Raw genomic sequence first — 23,820 nt, 5'->3', positions numbered from 1 at the left:
GCCGCGTGCCGTGTGCGACATCTTCAATGACCGCGCCGGAATGTCGCACGCCTGCGGCGCACGACCTACGCGGGTTCCCGTGGGTTGGCGGCTCCAGGCAGACCGGTAGGTCGTGCACGGCCGCGGGCCGTGTTCGACATCTTCAATGACCGCGCCGGAATGTCGCACGCCTGCGGCGCACGGCCTACGCGGGTTCCCGGGGGTTGGCGGCTCCTGGCAGACCGGTAGGTCGTGCACGGCCACGGGCCGTGTGCGACATCCTCAATGACCGCGCCGGAATGTCGCACGCCTGCGGCGCGCGACCCACGCGGGTTCCCGTAGGTTGGCGTCTCCTGGCAGCCAACATCCCGTCCTGCGGTGCCGGCAACGTCGACTACCGTGAGCGGCCGACCTCGCAACCCCGATGCGCACGCGTTCTGCCAGCGCCTGCGCCGGCCATGTGCAAGCCCGTCCCGATCTGTTTCGGCGTCATCAAGGACCAGACACCGTGTGCCCCGCAACTCGCGTGATTCGCGGGACGGTATCCACGGTCGTTCCGCTGCGCGAAGGCGACTGACACCGCCGGGTCGGGAACGGCGGTCGCGGGGGCCGCCTTCCGGGCATATGACGCACATGCCCGACGTTTCCCGCGACGTTGTGCCGCATCCCGCGGGATATCCCGCTACGGCCGGCTGCCCGAAGCAACCGGCCGCGTGTTCTCGGCGGTGGGACCATAAACGCGTAGGTCGTGCACCGTAAGGTGTGCGACGTCCCGATGGGTTGCGCGGGGATGTCGCACACGGCCCGCGGCCGTGCACGACCTACGCGGGGCCGTCTCCGTCGTGGGGCGATTGCTCGCAGGCAGCCGGCAATCGCCGGGGCGGGAATGGCGGTTGCGGGGGCGTGGCCCGGGCAGGAAACGCCCGTGCGCGACGTGCCGGCCGGTGCTTGCCGTGCCGTTGGGATGGCCCCTGTCATTCCATTTTGCGAATAATTCCCGTTTACCCTAGAATGCCGGCTCCATCCGGTGGCCGGTGCCAGGCGCATCCGTATCCACCGGGCCGCCCACCCCGAGCGTCCGTGGAGCCCATGGCCGATCGCCCGCTGCGTGTCACCGTCGCGCTGATGCTGCTCGCCGTGATCGTTGTCCTCGCGCCCGGGCGTGGCCGCGCCGCGCCCCCGGCGGTGGCGACGGTGGACTGGACCCTGGCGGAGACGCTCCTCGGCCTCGGTGTCACGCCCCTCGCGGTGGCCCAGGTGGATGCCTACCGGGCGTGGGTGAGTGAGCCGCGTCTGCCGGACTCGGTGGCGGACCTGGGGCTGCGCATGCAGCCGAACATGGAACGCCTCGCCCGGCTGGCGCCGGACCGCATCCTGATATCGCGCATGTTCACCTCGCTGACACCGCGGCTCGAGCGCATCGCGCCGGTGAGCGAGTTTGCGCTCTACACCCCGGACAGCGACACCTGGGAGCAGATGCTCGCGCTGACCCGCCGGCTCGGCACCCTGGTGGACCGTGAGGCGGCGGCGGAGCGGCTGATCCGCCGCACCCGCGAGGTGTTCGCCGACTGTCGCGGGCGGATCGCCGGGCGGGACGTGCGGCCGCTGCTGATGGTGCAGTTCATGGACGCCCGTCACGTGCGGGTGTTCGGGGAGAACGGTCTGTATCAGGTGGTGCTCGACCGGCTGGGGCTGCATAACGCCTGGCCGGGTCCGACCAACTACTGGGGCTTCTCGCTGGTCGGCCTGGAGGCGCTGGCGGGGATCGACGCCCGGATCGTCGTGATCGAGCCGTTCCCGGCCGGGGTGGAGCGGGCGCTGGCGGACAACGGCCTGTGGCAGTCACTGCCCAGCGTGGCCCGCGGCGACGTGGTCCGCCTGCCGCCGGTGTGGAGCTTCGGGGCGCTGCCCTCGGCGCGGCGCTTCGCCCGGTACCTCGTCGACGCCCTGGACCACGGACAACCGGAGGACGCGCACTGATGACGCCGGCACGTGCCTGCGGGCTGTTCGCAGTGGCCCTGGTAGGTCTGGCGTTCGCCGGACTCCACGCCGGTGGCGGTATCGCCGAGGGGGTCTCGGTCCTTGCCGCCGGACCGGGTGCGGACCAGGCGTCCCTCGCGCTGTTCTTCGCCTGGTGGCCGCGTCTGGCCACTGCGCTGCTCGCCGGCGGCGCGCTGGCGCTCGCCGGCGTGCTCATGCAGCAGATCCTGCGAAATCCCATCGCGGCGCCGACCACCCTGGGTGTGGCCAGCGGTGCGAACCTCGCGCTGATGGTGGCGACCCTCATGGCGCCCGGGCTTCTGGGGGCAGGGCGCGAATGGGTGGCGATGATCGGCGGCGGGCTGTCGATGGCACTGGTGTTCGCGCTGGCCTGGCGTCAGGCGCTGGCCCCCGTGGTGGTGGTGCTCGCCGGGCTGGTGGTGAATCTCTATTTCGGTGCCCTAGGCATGGTGCTGCTGCTCTTCCACCAGGAGGCCCTCAAGGGCCTGCTGATCTGGGGCGCGGGCTCGCTGGCGCAGACCGGCTGGGGCGGGGCGGCCTTCCTGGCCCCGCGGCTGCTCCTCGGTGGCGCGCTGGCGTGGCTGCTGCTGCGAGCGCTGACGGTGCTCGCGCTGGACGACGCCAGCGTGCGCAGCCTCGGCATTCCGCTGCGGCGCCTGCGTCTCGCCGGCCTGGCGGTGGCGGTGTTCCTCACCGCCAGCGTGGTCTCGACGGTGGGGATCATCGGTTTCGTCGGCCTGGCCGCACCGAACCTCGCCTACCTCGCCGGGGCGCGCCGGCTGGGCCAGCGCCTGGTCTGGTCGACGCTGCTCGGGGCGTTGCTGCTGGCGACCACGGACCTGCTGCTCCAGCGTTTCGCGGGGGTGCTGCCCACCCTCATCCCCACGGGATCGACCACCGCGGCGCTGGGCGCCCCGCTGCTGCTCTGGCTCATCCCGCGACTGCGCCTCGGCGGTGGCACGGCCGCCGCCGGCGGTCACGGGATCGGCCGCCGGCATCCGGCACCTGCGCGGCTGGCGGTGATGATTGCCGTCGCACTGGCGGCGGGTGTGGTGTTCGCGCTGTGCCTGGGCCGTGCCACCGGGGGCTGGGCGTGGACGGCGCCGTTCGACTGGGGGGTGCTCCAGTGGCGGGCACCACGGGTCATCGCCGCTGCGGCGAGCGGGGTGATGCTCGCTGTCGCCGGCACGCTGATCCAGCGCGTCACCGCCAACCCGATGGCGAGCCCGGAGGTGCTGGGTATCAGCGGTGGCAGTGCCATCGCGCTTATGGCGGCGATCTTCCTGCTGCCCGCCCCCGGCGGGGTGACGTTGGTCGCGGTGGGCACCCTGGGTGCGCTCGCGGTGCTCGCGGCGTTGATCGCGCTCAACCACCGCAGCGGCCTGCGCCCGGACCGGCTGCTGCTCAGCGGCGTCGCGGTCACCGCACTGTTCGACGCCGTGCGCGGCATCGTCCTGGCCGGGGGTGACCCGCGCGCCCAGCGGGTGTTGGCGTGGCTGTCCGGCTCGACCTACTACGTCGACCTCACCGGCGCGGCCACGGTGGCCGCACTGGCCGTGGTGCTCGGGCTGGCGAGCTGGCCGCTGGTGCGCTGGCTGGAGCTGCTGCCCCTGGGGGCGTCGACGGCGCAGGCGCTGGGTGTGGCCGTGCGCCGTGCGCGGCTAGTGTTGCTGTTGCTCGTGGCTGGGCTCACGGCCTGCGCAACACTGGTGGTCGGCCCGCTTAGCTTCGTCGGCCTGCTTGCCCCGCACATGGCGCGGCTGCTGGGCTTCGCCCGGGCCCGTGCCCACCTCGCCGGGGCAGCGCTGTGCGGGGCCACCCTCATGGTCCTGGCGGACTGGGTGGCCCGGCAGCTGCTCTTTCCCCAAGAGGTGCCCGCGGGGCTGGTGGCCTCGCTACTCGGCGGGGCCTACTTCATGTGGGGCCTGCGGCGCCTGTGATCCCCCGCCGGACCGGGCTCGGCCGCCGCGCTGCAGGCGGGCGACAGCGTCCCGGTTGGCCTCCTCGCGCTGGGCGCCGGTGAGCTCCATCAGCCGCCCGTTGCGCATCTCCAGCAACCGGTCCGCGTGCCGGAAGTACTGGTCGTCGTGGCTGATCGCGAACACCGTCTTGCCCATGTCCCGCAGCCGCGGCAGGACCTCGCGGTAGAACACCCGCCGGAACTCCGGGTCCTGGTCCGCGGCCCACTCGTCGAGCAGCAGCACGTCACGGGACTCCGCGATCGCGAGCAGCAGCGCCAGGCGCTTGCGCTGGCCCTGGGACAGCCGGGTGCTGGCGATACGACCGTCCCTGAGGGCGCCGGTGGGCGTCATCCCCAGGTGCTCCGTCCATGCCGCCACGAGCGTGTCGTCCGGGGCCGCGCCGCCGGGGCCAAGGAGTTCGCCGAACGGGTGAAAGTCCGTGAACACACTGGCGAAACGGGTGCGGTAGGCGTGCCGCTCCGCGGCGGTCACGGTGCGTCCGTCGACCTGAAGCTCGCCTTCGTGGGGCTCGACCAGCCCCGCGAGCAGGCGTGCCAGGGTGGACTTGCCGCTGCCGTTGCCCCCGATCAGGAAGACCTGCTCGCCGCGGTGCAGGGTCAGGTCGACCGGTCCCACCGCGAAGCCTTCGCCGTTTGAGGCGGGGTAGCGGTAGGTCGCGCCCTCCAGGGCCAGCTCCTGCCAGTCCGGTTTCGGTGCCGGCGCGGGAAAGCCCGGTTCGTAGTCCGCGAGGGTCAGCCCGGCGAGCTTCTCGAAGGCGACCCCGGCGGCGGTGAGCGTGGGCCATGCACCGACGGCCTGAATGAGCGGTGTGCGCAGGAACAGCAGGGTCAGCGAGAAGGTCGCGGCCGCCGCGGTGTCCGCCCAGCCCAGACCGTTGGCGAGGAAGAAGACCACGCCGATGGCCCCGAGCATCATGATGTTGGTCCAGTTGTTGGCGCTCAGGTGGAAGGTGTCGGCGCGGATGACGTGGTGGCGGTAGTCCCGGGCGGCGGCGTCGTAGTCCCCCTCGAAGAGCCGCCGGGCGCGGTCGCGGTTGAGCGCGAGCTCCTTGCGCCCGTCGATGACGGTCTGGAAGTGGCGATACAGCCGGTCCTCCGATTCACGCACGTTGCGCAGGTGGGCGTATACCCGCGAGACCAGCCATGCGCCCCCGGCCATGGTCACGGCGATCCATACCGACGTCACGGCGAGCAGCGACGGCGACAGCCAGGCGAGGTAGATCGTGCAGACGGTGGTGAGCACGATGCCCTGGACCAGCTCCGGCAGGCGCACGAAGGCGATGGTGATGTTGCGCACGTCGCTGGACAGGCTCGCCAGCAGCCGGGCGCTGCCGAGCGTCTCCAGGCGCTCGATATCGGTGTCGAGGATGCGCTTCACCAGCCGCGCGCGCAGGCGGTAGATGAAGTGGTGGCCGAGGGTGGTGGCCGAGGGTGGTGAGCGCGAACTGGGCGCCGAGGGAGACCGCGAGCAGTGCGAGCAGCAGCCCGAGCAGCCCCGGCAGCGCCGAGACCGGTGTGTCCCCGACGATCAGGCGCTGGTTGATGTAGGCGATCACGCCCACGCCGAGGCCGGCGTTCGCCAGGCTCAGAGCGAGCACGCCGATGAAGGCGCGGGCGTATTCACGGAAGACGAATCGCAGCAGGTCCATGGTGGTTACCGGTGGTGTCGGGGTGACGGACGGTTCGCGACCGCCCGGGTGGCGTCCGCGGCACCGGCTTGCCGGGCCGGCGGAGCAGCCGTTATAAGGGTTGGTCGCCGAAACGACGGAGCACGAGCGTGGCATTGCAGGCCGAGGGGATGCAGGCGGGTCCGGTCACTGTCGACGACCTCCGCGTGGAGCACGGCGAGTGCGTGGCGCTCACCGGGCCATCGGGGGCCGGCAAGACCCGGCTTCTGCGCGCGCTCGCCGACCTCGACCCGTTCGCCGGCCGGCTCGCCCTGGACGGCGTCGCCTGCGAGGCCATGAGCGGACCGGACTGGCGGGCGCGGGTGATGTACGTGCCCGCGGAGAGTGCGTGGTGGGCGGACCGGGTGGACGAGCATTTCCCCCCCGGCACCGCCGGCGACGGTTTCGAGCTGCTCGGTCTGGACCCCGGGGTGATGGCCTGGCCGGTGGCGCGGCTGTCCTCCGGCGAGCGCCAGCGCCTCGCCCTCCTGCGTGCGGCGGTGCGCGGTCCCCTCATGCTGCTCCTCGACGAGCCCACGGCGAACCTCGACCCGGCCAATGCCCGGCGCACCGAGGACTGGCTGGCGGGGTTGCGGGAGCGCGGCTGCGGTCTGCTGTGGGTGAGTCATGACGGCGAGCAGGTGATGCGGGTCGCGTCCCGGGGGTACACGATCGCCGCCGGCGGGCGGCTGACGGAGACGGCATGGACGTAATCGCGCTGTCGGTGACCGATCTCGCGGTGGCGGCGGCGCTGGTGCTCGCCCTCGGCGGCGTCGCCTGGCTTGAGCGCCTGGCGGTGAGCCGCGCGCTGCTGCTCGCGGCCCTGCGCATGGTGATCCAGCTCGCCCTGGTGGGACTGGTGCTGGAGGCCGTGTTCGCCCTGGCGCACTGGTACTGGGTGGTGCTCATCGGCGTCGGGATGCTGCTCATCGCCGCCCGCGAGGTCCACGCCCGGCAGCGCCGTCCCCTCGCCGGCGGCTGGGGCTACGGCATCGGTGCCGGGGCCATGTTCGTGGCGAGCTTCGCCACGGCGGCGCTGGCGCTGCTGGTTCTGGTCCGCCCGGAGCCCTGGTATCGCGCCCAGTACGCTATCCCCCTGCTGGGCATGCTCCTCGGCAACACCATGAACGGCGTCGCCCTGGGACTGGAGCGCCTCACCGAGGGGGCCTGGCGCCAGCGTGCCGCCATCGAGGCCCGGCTGATGCTGGGCGAGCCCTGGCAGGCCGCGATCGCGCCGCTGCGGCGCGAGAGCGTGCGCAGCGGTATGATCCCGGTGATCAACGCCATGGCCGCCGCCGGGGTGGTCAGCCTGCCCGGGATGATGACTGGCCAGATCCTCGCCGGCAGCCCGCCCGGGGAGGCGGTGCGCTATCAGATCCTGATCTTCCTGCTGATCACCGTGGGCACGGGCACCGGGACGCTGCTGGCCAACCGGCTGGTCGCACGGCGGCTGTTCGACGAGCGCGGCCGGCTGCGCCTGGAGCGCCTGAGCGGTGCCGGGTAGGCACCGCCGGCGGCGGGGCGGGCGGTCCCGCCCCGGGATCGCGGCGCCGGGCCACGAATGGCTGTGCGTCCTCACCGCCGGCCTCAGTAGTGCACCGTGTAGGTGAGGCTGTAGGTGCGGCCGCGGCCCTTGAAGTCGAACATCTCCTCCGGGCCGTAGTAGGGCGCGTAGAAGATCTGGGCGCGCTGTCCCCAAACGGTGGTGTACTCCTCGTCCAGCAGGTTGCGGATGCCGAAGGAGAGCTCGCCGACCGGGAGCTGGTGGCTGCCGAGCAGGTCGACGGTCTGGAAGCCCTTGATCTCGTTGCCGGCGTCGTCCTCCAGATCGAAGGTGCGGGTGTACTGGAGCCGCACGCGGGTGCCGCCGCGCTGCCAGCCGGCGAAGGCGGTGGCCTTGGAGAGACTGGCCGAGGTGGCGGCGCGTTTCTGCCACTCGCCGTCGACCTTGCGCTCCGAGCGCACCAGGTGGCCGCTGCCGCCGACGCGCCAGGCCCGGGTCAGGCGGTAGCTGAGCTTGCCCTCGATGCCGTAATCCCGGGTTTCGTCGTCGAGTACCTTCACAGCGAGGCTCTGGCTGTCATAGTCCAGGGCCTCCTCGGACCAGGCGTAGTAGGCGGCGACCTGTGCGGTGGTGCGCTCGCCGAAATGACGCCAGCCGATCTCCACCTGACTGGTCTTGATCCCCTTCAGCGGTGAATCGTCGACGTTGACGCTGTCGTCGAGCACGTAGCGGCCGTCGTCCAGGGTGTACTGGCCCTGGCCGTAGTACTTGGCCGGGTCCGGGATCTCGAAGCCCTGGGAAAAGTTGGTCCAGAGCTGATCGCTCATGGACACGTCGAAGACCGCACCGACGTTGACCAGCGTGGTCTCGTAGTCGTTGCTGCCGCCAGGGATGGCCTCGGCGGAATCCGCCAGCCCGCTGGCTACCGCGACCTGCTGCTCGGCGCCGACGAAGTCGTCGATCTCCACATCCGAGTGCTGCCGACGCACACCCGCGGATAGCCGCCAGCGCTCGCTGACCTGCCATTCGCCCTGCAGGAAGGCGCTCATGGTGTCCACCTGGTAGTTCGGGTAGCGGCCCACCGTGGCGGTCTCGTCGAGCTTCAGGCCGCCGCTGTCGAGCACCCGCTGGTAGTCGAAGAGCATCTGGTTGGCGTCGAAGGTCTCGCGGTCGGCGTCCACGCCCCACTGCAGACGCACCGGCGAGAGGTCCGTGACCACCAGCGCCTTGGCGCCGTGGACGTCGGTGTTCTGCTCGGAGGCGGAGTAGTAGGGGTCCGCGTTGCCATCCTGGTCGAGATCCGAGTACAGGTACGGGAATGGATGGAATGCCGCCTCCTCGCCGCGGGTGAACGCCTGCAGGTAGAGCTCCTGGCCTAGCAGATCCGCATGGTGGTAGGTGGCGTTGAGCATGTGCCGCTCGGTGGCCGGCTCGCGGTCGCTCTCGAAGCCGCCGCGGATGTCGAAGCTGCCCGGGTCGGAGCCGGTGACCGCGGCCAGGTCCTCGCCGAGGTAGAGCCCGCGGTCGCCGTCGTAGCCGGAGTCGTAGAGCTGGCCGGTGAACGCCAGACTCTGGTCGGGGCCGAGATCGATGTCCAGCGAGCCGGTCAGGTCGATGCTGCGGTTGTACTGGAGGTCCGTCTGCGAGATGTCCGGAATGATCTGCTCGCCGCTGCCGTCATAGAACCCGCCGTTGCGCTGGTAGGCGAGGCCGAGCCGGCCGCGTACCCGCTCGCTGCCGCCGCTCACGGACTGCGCGACCCGTGCCTGGTAGTCGTCGCCGTCATTGAAGCCGCTGGTCGCGCCGGTCTGGGTGGCGAACTCGGGGCCGCCACTGTCACCGCGCCTGGTGATGATGTTGATGATCCCGCCGGTGGCGCCACCGCCGTACAGTGCCGTGGCGCCGGACAGGACCTCCACCCGGGCGATGTTGAACGGGTCGATGCTGTCGAACTGGCGGCTGATGCCCCGCGAGGAATTCAGCGAGACGCCGTCGATCATCACCAGCACCGAGCGGCCGCGCATGTTCTGACCGTAGTTGGTGCGGCCCTGGGGCGCGACGTCGAGGCTGGGGATGAGCTTGCCCAGTGCCTCCTTCAGGGAGGCCCCGCCGCGTACCTGCTCCATGAACTGTTCGGGTTCCACCACCCAGACCGTGCCGGGCAGGTCGCTGATCTTCGCCGGGGCGCGGCTGCCGACCACCACGGTCTCGTCCAGCGTAATGGCCTGCTCTTCCTCGGCATGGGCGGCGACGGCCAGGCAGGCCAGCGCACTGGTACCGATGAGCCGTCCGGCGCTTGCGAGCGGGGGGCCATGGGTGTTGGTCGTCATTGCGGTCTCCCTGGGCAGGTGTTGGAAGGCGGAGACTAGCAATAACAATAATGATTTTCATCCGTTTGTACGCAACCGGCCCGGCGTATCCGGGACGTTGCCGGATGCCTGCGTGGATGCCTTTCGATGTGGCACCGGCGACGGCGGTGCCGTGCCCGGTCAGGTTGGCCGGGGCGTCCGCGCTCCGGGTGAGCGGGGTGGAACGCGCTACCCGGCGGAGGCCGTGGGGTGGAACACGCCGGCGCAGAACGGCGGCGGTGCGAGGGCGCCGTGGTGGGTGCCGGCGTCGTAGTACCGGGTGCTGAACGGCCGTGCGGCCACGTCGGCCTCGCGGAAGCCGTACACCGGCGTGCCGCGCCCGGCGAGGGTGGCGCTCCACCAGCCGCCGGGGTAGCTCGGCACCGGGAAGGGCAGGGTCACGCGCTGGTCGAAGCCCGCCTCGGCGAGTGCGCCGTGGAGGTCGCGGATGAGGGTGTCGGCGTGGAACAGCGGCGACTCGCTCTGCTGCATTACCAGCCCGCCGTCGTCGAGGACGCGGTGCACCTCGCGCAGGAAAGGGGCGCCGAACAGGCCCTCGGCGAAGCCCACCGGATCCGTGCTGTCGATGATGACCACGTCGAATGAGTCCGCCGGCGTGTCGCGGACGTAGGCGACACCGTCGGTGAAGCGCAGCTCCGCGCGGGGATCGCCGTTGGCCTCGGTGAGCTCGGGGAAGAAGCGCTCGGAGGCCCGGGTCACGCCCTCGTCGATGTCCACCAGCACCGCGCGCTCCACGCCGGGGTGGCGCAGGACCTCGCGCAGGGTGCCGCAGTCGCCGCCGCCGATGATCAGCACCCGCCGGGGATCGGCGTGGGTGAACAGCGCCGGATGGGCCATCATCTCGTGGTAGAGGAAGTTGTCCCGCGTCGTCAGCATCACGCAGCCGTCCAGGGTGAGGACGTTGCCCCAGTGGCTCGTCTCGAAGACCTGGATGTGCTGATAGCGGGTACGCTCATCGAGGAGCTTGCGGTGCACTCGCAGCGAGAAGGCGACACCCTCGCTCTCGAATGCTTCGGAGAACCATTGATCGTCGAGGCTCATGGGCGGCTCCCGGTGGATGGTCGGCGGGAGTTTACTAGTACCGACACGGAGCAGCCATTCCCCCAGGCTGCGCACGGTGTCCGCGGCCTCTGCCGCGTATCCCGTACCCGCCTGCGCCACAGTATTTACCTAATCAAATACAGTGTTGACACTATATTTGATAGCGAATAGCGTGAGCCCACCCAAGGCAAGCAGCGCGCAGAGGGGGAGAGTCGCCATGAAGGTCTTGGTCACCGCCAAGCGCGTCGTCGACCACAACGTCCGCGTGCGTGTCCGCCCCGATGGTTCCGGGGTCGATACCGCCAGCGTGAAGATGTCCATGAACCCCTTCGACGAGATCGCCGTCGAGGCCGCGGTGCGGCTGCGCGAGGCCGGGCAGGCGGACGAGGTCGTGGTGGTCAGCATCGGCGAAAAAGCCGTCACCGACGTGATCCGCACCGCGCTCGCCCTGGGCGCCGATCGCGGCATCCACGTGGACACGGACGCCGAGCTCCAGCCGCCGGCGGTCAGCCGCGCCCTCGCCGAGCTGGCCGTGCGGGAGACGCCGGACCTTATCCTCATGGGCAAGCAGGCCATCGACGACGACTCCAACCAGACCGCGCAGATGTTGGCCGGCCGGCTCGGCTGGGGCCAGGGCACCTTTGCCTGTGGCATCGAGCCGGCGGATGGCGAGGTCATCGTCGCGCGAGAGGTGGACGGCGGCACGCGCCGGGTCGCGCTCCGGCTGCCCGCGGTGGTGACCGCCGACCTGCGGCTCAATGAGCCCCGCTACGTAAAGCTCCCCGACATCATGAAGGCCAAGCGCAAGCCCCTGGAGGCCATGTCCCTCGCCGACCTGGGTGTGGCCGGGGACGCCGGGCTCACGCTGCTTGGCGTCAGCGAGCCGCCGGGGCGCGAGCCCGGCGTGCGCGTCGCCGACGCTGCCGAGCTGGCTGCACGGCTCCGTGACGAGGCACAGGTGATCTGACCATGAGTATCCTCCTGATCGCAGAGCACGACGGACGCACCCTCGGCGAGGCGAGCCGGCGCGCGGCCTCCGCCGCCCGGCAGCTCGGCGAGGGCTACGACGTCCTGGTCATCGGCGGTCCCGGCTGTGTCGGTGTCGCCGACGCCGCGGCGGGGCTGGACGGTGCTGTCCAGGTCCTCCTCTGTGAGGACGACGCCTATGCTGACGACCTCGCCGAGCCCGTGGCGGAGCGTATCGCCACGCTGGTGCGCGACGGCGGCTACGACGGCGTCGTCGCTGCGGGCACGAGTACCGGCAAGGACGTGATGCCCCGGGTGGCCGGGCTGCTGGACGTGGCGATGGTCTCCGATGCCGTCGCGGTGGAGAACGGGCGTACCTTTATCCGCCCCATCTATGCCGGCAATGCCCTGGCACGGGTGCGTTGCGAAGACGTCGTGCGTGTGGTCACGGTGCGCACCAGCGCCTTCGACTCCGTGGCGGAGGCGGATACCGCAGCTCCCTGCGAGCGCCTGTCCGCCGGGGATCACCCGCCGTTGTCACGTTTCGTCGACGAGTCGCTGAGTGCCGGCGACGGGCCGGATCTCGCTAACGCCAGGGTGGTGATCTCCGGCGGGCGTGGCCTCGGCGGCGCCGAGGCCTTCGACATGCTTCGCGAGCTCGCCGCCGAGCTCGGTGCGGCGGTGGGCGCTTCCCGCGCTGCCGTGGACGCCGGTTATATCGCCAACGACTGCCAAGTGGGACAGACCGGCAAGATCGTAGCCCCGGAGCTTTATCTCGCGGTCGGTATCTCCGGGGCCATCCAGCACCTCGCCGGCATGAAGGACAGTCGGGTGATCGCCGCGATCAACCGTGACGAGGAGGCCCCCATCTTCCAGGTTGCCGACTACGCCCTGGTCGGCGATCTGTTCGAGGCCGTGCCGCAGTTGCTCGACGCCCTGCGTACGCGCCAGTGACCCGCCAGCCCGGACAGCGAGACAATCATGACTGCCTACTTTGCCCCCGTGCGCGAACTGCGCTTCGTCATCGAAGAGCTCATCGGACTGGACCGGGTGGCTGCCCTGCCGGGCCTGGAGGAGGCCACGCCGGACGTCGTCGAGGCCGTGCTTGAGGAGGCGGCGCGTCTCGCCGGCGAGGTCTGGTCACCGCTCAACCGCAGCGGTGACGAAGCGGGTTGCCGGCTTGACGAGACCGGCGTGCACGCCCCGGCGGGATTCCGCGAGGCCTACCAGGCCTTCGTCGAAGGAGGCTGGAACGGCATTGCCGCCGATCCCGACTGGGGTGGGCAGGGCCTGCCGGAGCTGCTCGCCTGCGCCACCCAGGAAGTGTGGAATAGCGCGAACATGGCGCTGGCGCTGTGTCCGCTGCTCACTGCCGGGGCCGTGCTGGCGCTGGAGCGCCACGGCAGTGACAGCCTCAAGCAGCGATTTCTCGCGCCGCTGGTCAGCGGCGAGTGGCCGGGCACGATGAATCTGACCGAGCCCCAGGCCGGTTCGGACCTCTCCGCGATCAACACGCGCGCCGTGCCGGAGGGCGATCACTACCGGATCACCGGACAGAAGCTGTTCATCACCTGGGGCGATCACGACATGACGGAGAACATCGTCCATCTCGTGCTCGCCCGCACCCCGGACGCCGAAGCGGGCAACCGCGGCATCTCCATGTTCCTGGTGCCCCACCGCTTCGTCGACGACGCCGGCCGGCCCGGCGAGCGCAACGACGTGCGCTGCGTGGCGCTGGAGCACAAGCTCGGCATCCATGCCAGCCCCACCTGCCTGCTCAGCTTCGGCGACGACGGCGGGGCGGTGGGCTACCTGGTCGGCGAGCCCGGGCGCGGTCTCCACCAGATGTTCACGATGATGAACGAGGCCCGCCACAAGGTCGGCGTCCAGGCAGTTGGCGTGTGCGAGCGCGCCTATCAACAGGCCAGGGACTATGCCCGGGAGCGGGTGCAGGGGCGTCGCCCCGGCGGCAGCAGGCCGGCCGCCATCATCCACCACCCGGACGTGCGGCGGATGCTCATGACCATGCGTGCCGGCACCGAGGCGATGCGGGCGCTGGGTATGCTTGCCGCTGCGGAAATGGACGTCGCCCGGCGTGCGCCGGACAACGGTGACGCCGCCGCGGCGGAGCGCCGGGTGGCGCTGCTCACGCCCCTGATCAAGGGCACCGCGACGGAACTCGGCCACGAGCTGACCTCGCTGGGTGTGCAGGTGCACGGCGGCATGGGCTACGTCGAGGAGACCGGGGCCGCGCAATACCTGCGTGACGCCCGTATCACCACCATCTACGAGGGGACCACCGGTATCCAGGCCCAGGACTTCACCCTGCGCCGGGTCCTTCGCGACGGTGGCGAGACCCTGTCGGCGGTGCTCGACGAGGCCGAGGCGGATGCGGCGGCGCTGGCGGAGCGTGATGCCCTGGCGGTCGAGGGCAAGGCCCTGCGGGCCGCGCTGGACGGCCTGCGGCGGAGTACCGTGCACCTCCTGGAGCACGGTGGCGAGGCGGCCCTGGCCGGCGCCACCCCCTATCTCATGCAGGCGGGGTTCGTGCTCGGTGGCTGGCAGATGGGCCGGGCGGCGGTGCTGGCTGACCGGGCTCTGGAGGCCGATACCCCCGAGCGCGCCTTCTACGAGGCCAAGCGCGCCACGGCGGTGTTCTACATGCGCCACTTTTTGCCGCGGGCGGATGCGTTCGGTCATGGCGTGACCGATGACAACGGCGCCACGCTGTTTCTGGCCGAAGAGCAGTTCTGAGGAGGGTGAATGGAACGCGAGCGCATGGACTACGACGTGGTGATCGTCGGCGGCGGCCCCTCGGGGCTGGCGGCGTCGATCCGACTGATGCAGCGGGCCAGGGAGGCCGGGCAAGAGCTGTCGGTGTGCGTGCTTGAGAAGGGCAGCGAGATCGGCGCGCACATCCTCTCCGGGGCGGTGCTCGACCCCCGCGCGCTCGAGGAACTGCTGGCGGACTGGCGCGATCGCGGCGCACCGCTGCACACCCCGGTCACCGAGGACCGCTTCGTGCTGCTCGGCGAGCGCTCTGCCCGGCGGCTACCCACGCCGCCGCAGATGGCCAACGAGGGCAACTACATCGTCAGCCTCGGCAACCTCTGCCGCTGGCTCGCCGAGCAGGCCGAGGCGCTGGGCGTGGAGATCTACCCGGGCTTCGCCGCCGCCGAGGTGCTCTACCACGACGACGGCTCGGTCAAGGGCGTGGCCACCGGTGACATGGGGCTGAACCCGGACGGCACGCCGGGGGCGAACCACGAGCCGGGCGTGGAGCTGCATGCCCGCCAGACGCTGTTCGCCGAGGGCTGCCGCGGCTCGCTCACCAAGCGCCTCTTCGAGCGCTTCGACCTGCGTGCCGGGGCCGATCCACAGACCTACGGGCTCGGGATCAAGGAGCTCTGGGAGGTGGACCCGTCACAGCACCAGCCGGGACTGGTCATCCACACCGTGGGCTGGCCGATGGACCCGAAAACCTACGGGGGGAGCTTTCTCTACCACCTCGAGGACAACCAGGTCGCGGTGGGCTTCGTGGTGGGGCTCGACTACGACAACCCCTATCTCTCGCCGTTCGAGGAGATGCAGCGGTTCAAGACCCACCCGGCGATCCGTCCCACCTTCGAGGGCGGGCGACGCATCAGCTACGGCGCACGTGCGATCAGCGAGGGCGGCTACCAGTCCATCCCGCGGCTGACCTTCCCGGGCGGGGCGCTCATCGGTGACACCGCGGGCTTTCTCAACACCCCCCGGATCAAGGGCAGTCACACCGCCATGAAGTCCGGCATGACCGCCGCGGAGGCGGTCTTCGAGGCGCTCACCGGCGAGGCGGCGGAGGCCGGTGCCGAAGTCAGCGCCTATCCCGAGCAGCTGCGCCGGAGCTGGCTGTGGGACGAGCTCTACCGCGCGCGCAACATCCGCCCCGCCTTCCGCTGGGGGCTGTGGCCGGCTATCGCCTACTCCGCCATCGACACGTACCTCTTCCGGGGGAAGGCACCGTGGACGTTCCACCACCACGCCGACCACGAGCAGCTCAGGGCCAAGGACCAGGCGACGCCCATCGACTATCCCCGGCCCGACGGCGTGGTCACCTTCGACCGCCTCTCCTCGGTATTCATCTCCAACACCAATCACGAGGAGAACCAGCCCTGCCATCTCACGCTGCGCGATAAGGACGTGCCCGTGCGCGTGAACCTCGAGCGCTACGCCGGACCGGAGGCACGCTACTGCCCCGCCGGGGTATACGAGTTCGTCGAGGACGACTCGGGCAATCCGCAGTTGCAGATCAACGCGCAGAACTGCGTGCACTGCAAGACCTGCGACATCAAGGACCCCACGCAGAACATCGACTGGGTCGTCCCCGAGGGCGGTGGCGGACCCAACTACCCCAACATGTAGCGATGGCCGGGATTCTCGAAAACACGAACGGTGCATTTCTGGAGGCAATATGCAGGACGTAGTCGTTGTCAGCGGTGTCCGCACCCCCGTCGGCAGTTACGGTGGCGCGCTCAAGGACGTCCCCCTCGGCGATCTCGCCGCCTCGGTGGTGCGCGAAGCGGTGGCCCGTGCCGGCGTCCCGCCGCAGGCGGTGGGGCACACGGTATTCGGCAATGTCATCCACACCGAGCCGCGGGACATGTACCTCGCCCGGGTCGCCTCCGTGAACGGCGGCCTGCCCGTGACCACCCCGGCGCTCACCCTCAACCGCCTGTGCGGCAGCGGCCTGCAGGCCATCCTCACCGCCGCGGACTACGTCCGCAGCGGCGATGCCGAGTGCGCCGTGGCCGGCGGCGGCGATGCCATGAGCCGCGCCCCCTACTGGCTGCCGAGCGGGCGCTGGGGCCAGCGCATGGGCGACGGGCAGATGCTCGACGCCATGGTCGGCGCGCTCACCGACCCGTTCGACGGGTGCCACATGGGTATCACCGCCGAGAACGTCGCCGAGCAATGGGGGATCTCGCGCGAGGACCAGGACGCCCTGGCCGTGGAAAGCCACCACCGCGCGGCCGCCGCCATCGACGCCGGCTACTTCCGCGAGCAGATCCTGCCGGTGGCGATCCGCGGGCGCAAAGGAACGGTCACCGTGGACACCGACGAGGGCCCGCGCCGGGAGGTCGACGCCGAGCGCCTGGCCGCGATGAAGCCCGTGTTCAAGCGCGACGGCGGCACCGTCACCGCCGGCAACGCCTCGACGCTCAACGACGCCGCCGCCGCGGTGGTGCTCGCCTCCCGCGAGGCCGCCGAGCGCCAGGGCCTGAAACCGCGGGCGCGGCTGCTCGCCGGCACCGTCGCCGCCGTGGAGCCCCGGTACATGGGCATCGGCCCGGTCCCCGCCGTGCGCCAGCTGCTCGAGCGCACCGGCGTGGCCGCCGGCGACGTGGACACCTGGGAGATCAACGAGGCCTTCGCCGCCCAGGCCCTGGCGGTGGTGCGCGACCTCGAGCTGGACCCGGCACGGGTGAATCCCAACGGCAGCGGCATCTCCCTCGGCCACCCCATCGGCGCCACCGGGGCCATCCTCACGGTCAAGGCGATCCACGAGCTCGAGCGCATCGGCGGGCGCTATGCCGTGGTCACCCTGTGCATCGGCGGCGGCCAGGGCATCGCCGCACTGTTCGAGCGTTTGTGATTACTGGGTATGCCTTGGCTACTGGAACCTGCGGTGATTGACGAATCACAGTCGTGGCTAGATAACGGGAGGTCATGCGCGAGCCATTTTCGTATAGGAGGAGAGCAGCCCGCTACGCCGCTGCGTACGGGCTGGGTGTCATACGCCAGACCGGGAGCTTGCAATGGAACAGGCCAGCGCGAATATCTTCGACCAGGGGCTACCGGCGTGCGGCGCGAATTACGTGCCGCTCTCGCCGCTGACGTTCATCGAGCGTAATGCCGCCGTCTATCCCGACTACAATGCGGTGGTTTACGGCCCTACCCGTCGCAACTGGGCCCAGACCTACGAGCGCTGCCGCCGGCTCGCCTCTGCGCTGAGCCAGCGGGCCGTCGGCCGCGGCGACACTGTCGCGGTGATGCTGCCCAATATCCCGTCGATGCTCGAGGCGCACTTCGGCGTGCCCTTCACCGGCGGTGTACTCAATGCACTGAACACCCGACTGGACGCCGATTCCATCGCCTACATGCTGCGCCACGGCGAGGCCCGGGTGCTGATTGCCGATACCGAGTACGCCGACGTCGTCGAGCAGGCCCTGGCACAGCTCGACGAGCCGCCGGTGCTGGTGGAGGTCGCCGATCCGGAGGGCCCTGGCGGGCGCCGCCTGGGCGGCACGGACTACGAGGCCTTCCTCGAGGCGGGGGATCCGGCATTCGCCTACCGCCTGCCGGACGACGAGTGGGACGCGATCTCGTTGAATTACACCTCGGGCACCACCGGCAACCCCAAGGGTGTTGTCTACCACCATCGAGGTGCCTACCTGAACGCCATCGGCAATATGTGCGTGTGGGCGATGCCGCACCATCCTGTCTATCTGTGGACCCTGCCGATGTTCCACTGCAACGGCTGGTGCTTCCCGTGGACGGTGACAGCGGCGGCGGGCACCCACGTGTGCCTGCGAAAGGTTGATCCGGCGGAGATCATGGAACTGCTGAGGGAAGAAGGCATCACCCATTTCTGCGGAGCGCCGATTATCCTCAATGCGCTCGTCAATCTGCCTGAAGCGGACCGGCGGCCGCTGAAACGAACCGTCCGGGTTGTGGTGGGAGGTGCTGCACCGCCAGCTGCCACCCTCGCAGAAGCAGAGGCTCTTGGCATCGAGGTGACCCATGGTTACGGCCTGACCGAGGTTTACGGTTTGGCAACCGTGTGCGCGTGGCGCAACGAGTGGGACCAATTGCCGCTGGATGAGCGGGCGCGAATCAAAGCGCGCCAAGGCGTGCGTTCACACGTTCAGGAAGGCTTGCGTGTGGTCGACCAGCAGACGGGGGAACCGGTCCCGCGGGACGGGCAAGCACTTGGTGAGGTCGTGATACGCGGCAACACGGTGATGAAGGGCTATCTCAAGAACGAGGCGGCTACCCGGGAGGCGTTCGCGGACGGTTGGTATCATACCGGCGACCTGGCGGTGTGGCACCCGGACGGCTACATCGACCTGAAGGACCGGCTCAAGGACATCATCATCTCCGGCGGTGAGAACATCTCCACCATCGAGCTCGAGGATGTCCTTTTCCGCCATCCTGCAGTCGCCGAAGCGGCGGTGGTGGCGAAGCCCGACGAGAAGTGGGGCGAGACCCCGTGCGCGTACGTGACCCTCAAGCCGGGGCACGACGACGTCACCGAGGGGGACATCATCGATCACTGCCGCTCTCACCTCGCCCGGTTCAAGGTCCCCAGGCACGTGGTGTTCTCGGAGCTGCCGAAGACCTCCACGGGCAAGATTCAGAAATACGTGCTGCGTCGAATGGGGGAGGAGATTACCGATGACTGATACGCTGCAGCGCATCGCCATCGTGGGGGCGGGTATCATGGGCCGGGGCATCGCCCAGACCGCCCTGGCCGCGGGCCAGGAGGTCGCCCTCTGTGACGTCTCCGAGGCCGCGCTGGACAACGCCCGGGAGGCCATCGACGGCGGCCTGCAGCGCCTCGACGACAAGGGCCGGCTGGAGGCCGGGACGGCGGAGGCCGTCCTGGCGCGGCTCGCGGTCACCACCCGCCTGGCGGACCTGGCCGACGCGCCGGTGATCATCGAGGCGGCACCGGAGTCCCCGGAGCTCAAGGAGGGCATCTTCCGCGAGCTCGACACCGTGGCCCCGGAAGCGATCCTGGCCTCCAACACCTCCTCGCTGTCGCTCACCCGGCTGGCGGATGTGACCGGCCGCCCGGAGCGGGTCGTGGGGATGCACTTCTTCAACCCGGTGCCGGTGATGCCGCTGGTGGAAGTGATCCGCGCCCGGCAGACCGCGGATCATGTGGTCGAGACGGTGGAGGCGCTGGCCCGGGCACTGGGCAAGACCCCGGTGCGCATCGGCGACAGTCCCGGCTTCGCCGTCAACCGCATCCTCATCCCGATGATCAACGAGGCGGCGTTCGTGGTCGAGGAGGGCGTCGCCACCGCGGAGGCGGTGGACGACGCCATGCGGCTGGGCGCCAATCACCCCATCGGCCCACTCGCCCTCGCGGACATGGTCGGCATCGATGTCGTCGTGGCTGTGATGAAGATCCTCCAGGACGGGTTGGACGAGGCCAAGTACCAGCCCTGTCCGCTGCTGCGCCGTCTGATGGATGAGGGGCATCTCGGCCGCAAGACCGGCCGGGGCTTCTGCGAGTATCCCGCCGAGGGCGGCTGACCGCCGCGCTCAGCCGGAGGCGTCGTCCCCGGCCGGGCTGTCCAGCGGCGGGAGGATCTCCAGCCGCTCGGCCATCCTCACCCAATGCGCCAGGTCGCGGGCCTGCATCGCTTTCATGGCACGCAATCGGTAGATCTCGGCGGTCTTGGCGCTGACGCCCAGCGCCTCGCCGATCTGCCGGTTGGTGCACCCGAGCGCGGCCAGGCGCAGGATGTCGCGCTCCTTCGGCCGCAGGGCGTCGAAACGCGCCCGCAGTGCGGCTGCGTAGTCGTGCCGGGCGCGCCGCCGGCGGGTGTGTTCCAGCGCCTGCTGGACGCTGTCGATGAGCTGCTGGTCGTTGAACGGTTTCTCGATGAAGTCGAACGCCCCGTGCTTTAGGGCGTGCACGGCCATGGGCACGTCGCCGTGGCCTGTGACGATGAGCACCGCCGCGTCGACACCGAGCGCGTTGAGCCGTTCCTGGACCTGGATGCCGCTCATTCCGGGCATGCGCACGTCGAGCAGGATGCAGCCGATCTCCGGGCCGAGCTCGGCGAGCAGGGATTCCCCGTCCGGGTAGACGGTGACCGGCAGGTGCACGGAGCTCAGCAGCCAACGCAGGGAATCGCGGAAGTCCGGGTCGTCGTCGACCACGGCCACGGTGAGGGCGCGCTCATCCGTCATTCGTGGCGTCTCCGTTGCAACGGCGATCGCGGCGGCAGAGTGTACCCACGAAGCGGCAGCCACCGTCCGCCGGGGCTGGGGCCAGGCGTAGCTCGCCGCCGAGGGCCTCCATGATCGAGGCGCTGATCGACAGGCCCATTCCCAGGCCTTCGCGCTTGGTAGTGAAGAAGGTCTCGAAGATGCGTCCGTCCAGCCCGGGGCTAATGCCGGGGCCGTGGTCGCGTACGGCGAACGCCACGCTCGTCGTGTCCTCGCCCCAGGCGGCTATTTCCACCAGGCGTCGCTCCGGGACCATCTCCGCGCAGGCTTCCACCGCGTTCATGATCAGGTTCACGATCACCTGCTCCACCTGAACCGGGTCAGCGTCGGCGGCGGGGAGGTCCGCCGCCGTGTCCAGTCGCAGGGTGACGCCCGCGGCCTCGGCACGCCATTCGCAGTGCGCCCGGGCCCGGTCCAGGACGGCGGCGAGGTCCATGGACGTCCGCCGCACGTGGCCCCGGCGCACGGAGGCGCGGATGCGCTTGAGGATCTCGTTCATGCGCTGGACCTGGCTCTGAAGCTTCTGTAGCGGTGCCGCCAGTTCGCCGCACGGGCGGTCGGGTGCGGCGCGGATGACATTTAGCATGCCGCTGGCATAGTTAGACGTCGTCGCCAGCGGCTGATTGAGTTCGTGGGCGACCTGCGAGGCCAACTCCCCGGTCGCCGCTAGGCGATTGGCGTGGGCGATCTCCTGTTGGTGTTTCTGTGCCTGCGCCTCCGCGTTCTTGCGCTCGCGGATGTCCCGGTTGAGCAGTGTCATCCTTCCGGCGGGGCCGTCCGGGTCGTCGTCGGTCAGGGCCACGGTGAGCACCGGCACTGCCTCCCCGCCGGGGCCCTGCATCTCCAGCTCGCCTTGCCAGCTGCCCTGGGCGCCGAGCGCCGGGCGCACCTCCTCGCGCAGGCGCCGCAGCGAGCCCGGTCGGTAGAGCCCTTCCAGCGGTGCGCCCGCGTCCGTGGCAGCCGTGCCGAAGCGTCCGCGCGCCGCGCGGTTGGCCGAGCCGAGGCGCTCGCCGAGCTCCACGAAGAGCACATAGTCCGTGGTGGACTCCACCGCTCGGGCGAGCCGTTCCCGCTCCCGCTCGGTGGCTACACGCCGGGAGACGTCCCGGGAGACGCAGAGGATGTCGATGAGCTCGCCGGTGCCGCCGTCGCGGTGGGTGACGCTGGTGGTCTCGAACCAGACATAATGTCCGGCCTTGTGGCGGATGCGGTAGAGGTGCAGATAGAAACCGTGGTCATGGAATATCCGTGGATCCTTGTCGAACACGGCGCGACGGTCGTCCGGGTGGAACAGGTCGTAGGCGGAGATGCCGATCACCTCCTCCGGCGTATAGCCGAGGAGCTTGCGGATGGCCGGCGATGCGAACAGGAAGCGCCCGTCTCTTCCGTGGCGAGAGATAACATCGGTGGAGTGATCCACCAACAGCCGGTAGCGGATGTGGTCGTCGTCGCCGGGGGCGCCGTCGCCCGGCGCCACTTCGTCGCCGTACCACAAGGTGTGGCCGTCGCGCTCCAGGGGTTGGCAGGACCAGGTCAGGGTCAGGCCTTCCACGGGGTGGGCGGCGTCGCGCACGCAGCCGCCGGTGGCGAGGGCCTCGCGGTGAAGTGAGGTGCGCGTGGGGGGCAATAGCCCGCTGGCGTCCAGGCCTGTGCGCGCAATCAGCCGTTGCGCGGTCCGATTGACGAAGCACGGTGTGCCGTTGGCATCCAGTTCCACCACCGGCACTGGCGCATCGTTGAGTACGGATTGGGCCGCTGTCCTCGCGCCAGGCGGTCTATGGCCGGTCGGGGGCGGCGCAGAAACGCGTGTACCTGTCATTGCGCGAGAAGGTCATGCTGCGGTCGCGTTGGCGTTCGATCGTCAATGATACCATCCGCGCCACCTCGCACTTCTCCAATTTCCTGGCCGTGCCGCATCAGCGTCTGTCTCGGCCGCACTTGCGGGGTACCCGCGCTGTCGCCCCGATGTCTCGTACCACGAGATCCGGCATTTCTTCGCCCCGCAGGAGCACGGCGTCGACGAAGCGCCGCACGGCGGCACGGTCGGGGAGTTGGAACCACCGCCCACGGGGATACTGGGCGACGATGGGGCCGCGGTTGCAGGGGATTAGGCAGCTCGTCTCGGAGACGATACACCGTTGCCACAGCTCGGCCGCCCGCAACGCGTCGGTGAACTCCGCGCGCAGCGAGGGCGCGTCGCGAAAATGGCAGCGCGGTCCGGTGCATACCAGCAGGTGATGCTCGAAGGCGGGCACGTGATCTCACCCGGGCTTGCCGAGCGACGGTGGAACCGTCTTTACGGACTTGGCCGTGTGTGCGGAATCTACGGCCTGGCGCCGCACTGTCGCCAGCGTCGCCTCCTCAGCACACTGGTCCTCGCCGAGGGTGACCGTGACGTTCGACGGGGCCCGTGTCTGTCGCCAGTGTGCCAGCGCCCCGGGTAGCCAGGCGGCGATGCTATCGGAGAATGGCAGTCCGACGGGCTGGACGTGCAGGTGACGCGCCCCCGCTGCGGCCATGGTGTCCAGGGCCGCGGGCAGGAATGATTTTCATCTGTTTGTACGCAACCGACCCGGCGTATCCGGGACGTTGCCGGATGCCTGCGTGGATGCCTTTCGATGCGGCACCGGCGACGGCGGTGCCGTGCCTGGCCAGGTTGGCCGGGGCGTCCCCTCCGGCCGAGCGGAGCGGAATGCGCTACCCGGCGGAGGCCGGGGGGTGGAACACGCCGGCGCAGAACGGCGGCGGTGCCAGGGCGCCGTGGTGGGTGCCGGCGTCGTAGTACCGGGTACTGAACGGCCGTGCGGCCACGTCGGCCTCGCGGAAGCGCTCCACCGGCGTGCCGCGCCCGGCGAGGGTGGCGCTCCACCAGCCGCCGGGGTAGCTCGGCACCGGGAAGGGCAGGGTCACGCGCTGGTCGAAGCCGGCCTCGGCGAGCGCCCCGTGGAGGTCGCGGATGAGGGTGTCGGCATGGAACAGCGGCGACTCGCTCTGCTGCATCACCAGCCCGCCGTCGTCGAGGACGCGGTGCACCTCGCGCAGGAAAGGGGCGCCGAACAGGCCCTCGGCGAAGCCCACCGGGTCCGTGCTGTCGATGATGACCACATCGAATGAGCCGGCCGGTGCCTCGTGTACGTAGGCGACACCGTCGGTGAAATTCAGCTCCGCGCGGGGGTCGCCGTTGGCCTCGGTGAGTTCGGGGAAGAAGCGCTCCGAGGCCCGGGTCACGCCCTCGTCGATGTCCACCAGCACCGCGCGCTCCACGCCGGGGTGGCGCAGGACCTCGCGCAGGGTGCCGCAGTCGCCGCC

18 protein-coding genes are annotated in these 23,820 nt (G+C 70.2%); 11 read left to right on the top strand and 7 right to left on the bottom strand.

Features of this window, described 5'->3' with window-relative positions:
- The first annotated feature begins 1,068 nt into the window (after positions 1 to 1,068).
- Complete coding sequence (locus C516_RS0117310) at positions 1,069 to 1,959, top strand: ABC transporter substrate-binding protein (RefSeq protein ID WP_018719680.1); 891 nt, start codon at positions 1,069 to 1,071, stop codon at positions 1,957 to 1,959.
- Positions 1,959 to 3,920: a Fe(3+)-hydroxamate ABC transporter permease FhuB gene (gene fhuB / locus C516_RS0117305; RefSeq protein WP_018719679.1), complete on the top strand. Its 1,962-nt coding sequence runs from the start codon at positions 1,959 to 1,961 to the stop codon at positions 3,918 to 3,920. Before C516_RS0117310 ends, fhuB begins: the two co-directional genes overlap by 1 nt.
- Here fhuB and C516_RS20060 read toward each other — a convergent pair.
- The gene (locus C516_RS20060; RefSeq protein WP_018719678.1) at positions 3,876 to 5,339 is read right to left on the bottom strand and encodes a multidrug ABC transporter permease/ATP-binding protein; all 1,464 of its coding nucleotides are present in this window, start codon (positions 5,337 to 5,339) and stop codon (positions 3,876 to 3,878) included. The genes fhuB and C516_RS20060 overlap by 45 nt on opposite strands.
- A gap of 420 nt (positions 5,340 to 5,759) precedes the next feature.
- Here C516_RS20060 and C516_RS0117295 point away from each other — a divergent pair, with 420 nt between their 5' ends.
- Both C516_RS0117295 and C516_RS0117290 read left to right on the top strand, forming a co-directional pair.
- A complete protein-coding gene (locus C516_RS0117295) occupies positions 5,760 to 6,341 on the top strand; it encodes an ABC transporter ATP-binding protein (protein ID WP_018719677.1) in 582 nt (193 codons plus the stop codon).
- On the top strand, positions 6,332 to 7,132 hold the full coding sequence (locus C516_RS0117290) for an ABC transporter permease (protein ID WP_018719676.1): 801 nt from the start codon (positions 6,332 to 6,334) through the stop codon (positions 7,130 to 7,132). Before C516_RS0117295 ends, C516_RS0117290 begins: the two co-directional genes overlap by 10 nt.
- Before the next feature lie 83 nt (positions 7,133 to 7,215).
- Here C516_RS0117290 and C516_RS0117285 read toward each other — a convergent pair whose 3' ends face one another.
- Both C516_RS0117285 and speE read right to left on the bottom strand, forming a co-directional pair.
- A complete protein-coding gene (locus C516_RS0117285) occupies positions 7,216 to 9,462 on the bottom strand; it encodes a TonB-dependent receptor (protein ID WP_018719675.1) in 2,247 nt (748 codons plus the stop codon).
- A 207-nt stretch (positions 9,463 to 9,669) separates the two neighbouring features.
- On the bottom strand, positions 9,670 to 10,542 hold the full coding sequence (gene speE, locus C516_RS0117280) for a polyamine aminopropyltransferase (RefSeq protein WP_018719674.1): 873 nt from the start codon (positions 10,540 to 10,542) through the stop codon (positions 9,670 to 9,672).
- Between the two features lie 217 nt (positions 10,543 to 10,759).
- On the opposite strand from speE, the gene C516_RS0117275 reads away from it, so the two are divergent.
- From C516_RS0117275 to C516_RS0117245, 7 genes are all read left to right on the top strand, one after another.
- Complete coding sequence (locus C516_RS0117275) at positions 10,760 to 11,509, top strand: electron transfer flavoprotein subunit beta/FixA family protein (RefSeq protein ID WP_018719673.1); 750 nt, start codon at positions 10,760 to 10,762, stop codon at positions 11,507 to 11,509.
- A 2-nt stretch (positions 11,510 to 11,511) separates the two neighbouring features.
- Positions 11,512 to 12,462 (top strand): electron transfer flavoprotein subunit alpha/FixB family protein, encoded by a 951-nt coding sequence (locus C516_RS0117270; protein WP_018719672.1) that lies wholly within the window; start codon positions 11,512 to 11,514, stop codon positions 12,460 to 12,462.
- Between the two features lie 27 nt (positions 12,463 to 12,489).
- Entirely contained in the window at positions 12,490 to 14,262 is a 1,773-nt protein-coding gene (locus C516_RS0117265) for an acyl-CoA dehydrogenase (protein WP_018719671.1), read from the top strand.
- A gap of 9 nt (positions 14,263 to 14,271) precedes the next feature.
- Positions 14,272 to 15,909 (top strand): electron transfer flavoprotein-ubiquinone oxidoreductase, encoded by a 1,638-nt coding sequence (locus C516_RS0117260; RefSeq protein WP_018719670.1) that lies wholly within the window; start codon positions 14,272 to 14,274, stop codon positions 15,907 to 15,909.
- 49 nt (positions 15,910 to 15,958) lie between these two features.
- On the top strand, positions 15,959 to 17,140 hold the full coding sequence (gene bktB / locus C516_RS0117255) for a beta-ketothiolase BktB (protein WP_018719669.1): 1,182 nt from the start codon (positions 15,959 to 15,961) through the stop codon (positions 17,138 to 17,140).
- A gap of 163 nt (positions 17,141 to 17,303) precedes the next feature.
- Positions 17,304 to 18,950 (top strand): acyl-CoA synthetase, encoded by a 1,647-nt coding sequence (locus C516_RS0117250; RefSeq protein WP_018719668.1) that lies wholly within the window; start codon positions 17,304 to 17,306, stop codon positions 18,948 to 18,950.
- Positions 18,943 to 19,809, top strand: coding sequence for a 3-hydroxyacyl-CoA dehydrogenase family protein (locus C516_RS0117245; RefSeq protein ID WP_018719667.1), 867 nt, complete (start codon positions 18,943 to 18,945; stop codon positions 19,807 to 19,809). Before C516_RS0117250 ends, C516_RS0117245 begins: the two co-directional genes overlap by 8 nt.
- 9 nt (positions 19,810 to 19,818) lie before the next feature.
- Here the strand turns inward: C516_RS0117245 and C516_RS0117240 are convergent, their stop codons facing one another.
- The 4 genes from C516_RS0117240 to C516_RS20045 form a co-directional block, all read right to left on the bottom strand.
- Positions 19,819 to 20,472: a response regulator transcription factor gene (locus C516_RS0117240; RefSeq protein WP_018719666.1), complete on the bottom strand. Its 654-nt coding sequence runs from the start codon at positions 20,470 to 20,472 to the stop codon at positions 19,819 to 19,821.
- Positions 20,462 to 22,237, bottom strand: coding sequence for a PAS domain S-box protein (locus C516_RS20055; RefSeq protein ID WP_018719665.1), 1,776 nt, complete (start codon positions 22,235 to 22,237; stop codon positions 20,462 to 20,464). The genes C516_RS0117240 and C516_RS20055 overlap by 11 nt, the downstream gene beginning before the upstream one ends.
- A gap of 535 nt (positions 22,238 to 22,772) precedes the next feature.
- Positions 22,773 to 23,030 (bottom strand): hypothetical protein, encoded by a 258-nt coding sequence (locus C516_RS21245; protein ID WP_156831294.1) that lies wholly within the window; start codon positions 23,028 to 23,030, stop codon positions 22,773 to 22,775.
- A gap of 178 nt (positions 23,031 to 23,208) precedes the next feature.
- The coding region (locus C516_RS20045; RefSeq protein WP_018719663.1) for a spermine/spermidine synthase domain-containing protein at positions 23,209 to 23,820 on the bottom strand (612 nt) is incomplete at its 5' end.

The organism is Arhodomonas aquaeolei DSM 8974, from assembly GCF_000374645.1.
GTDB classification, from domain to species: Bacteria; Pseudomonadota; Gammaproteobacteria; order Nitrococcales; family Nitrococcaceae; genus Arhodomonas; species Arhodomonas aquaeolei.
The sequence above is the reverse complement of the archived record's forward strand: the minus strand, read 5'-3'. Positions and strand labels throughout refer to the sequence as shown.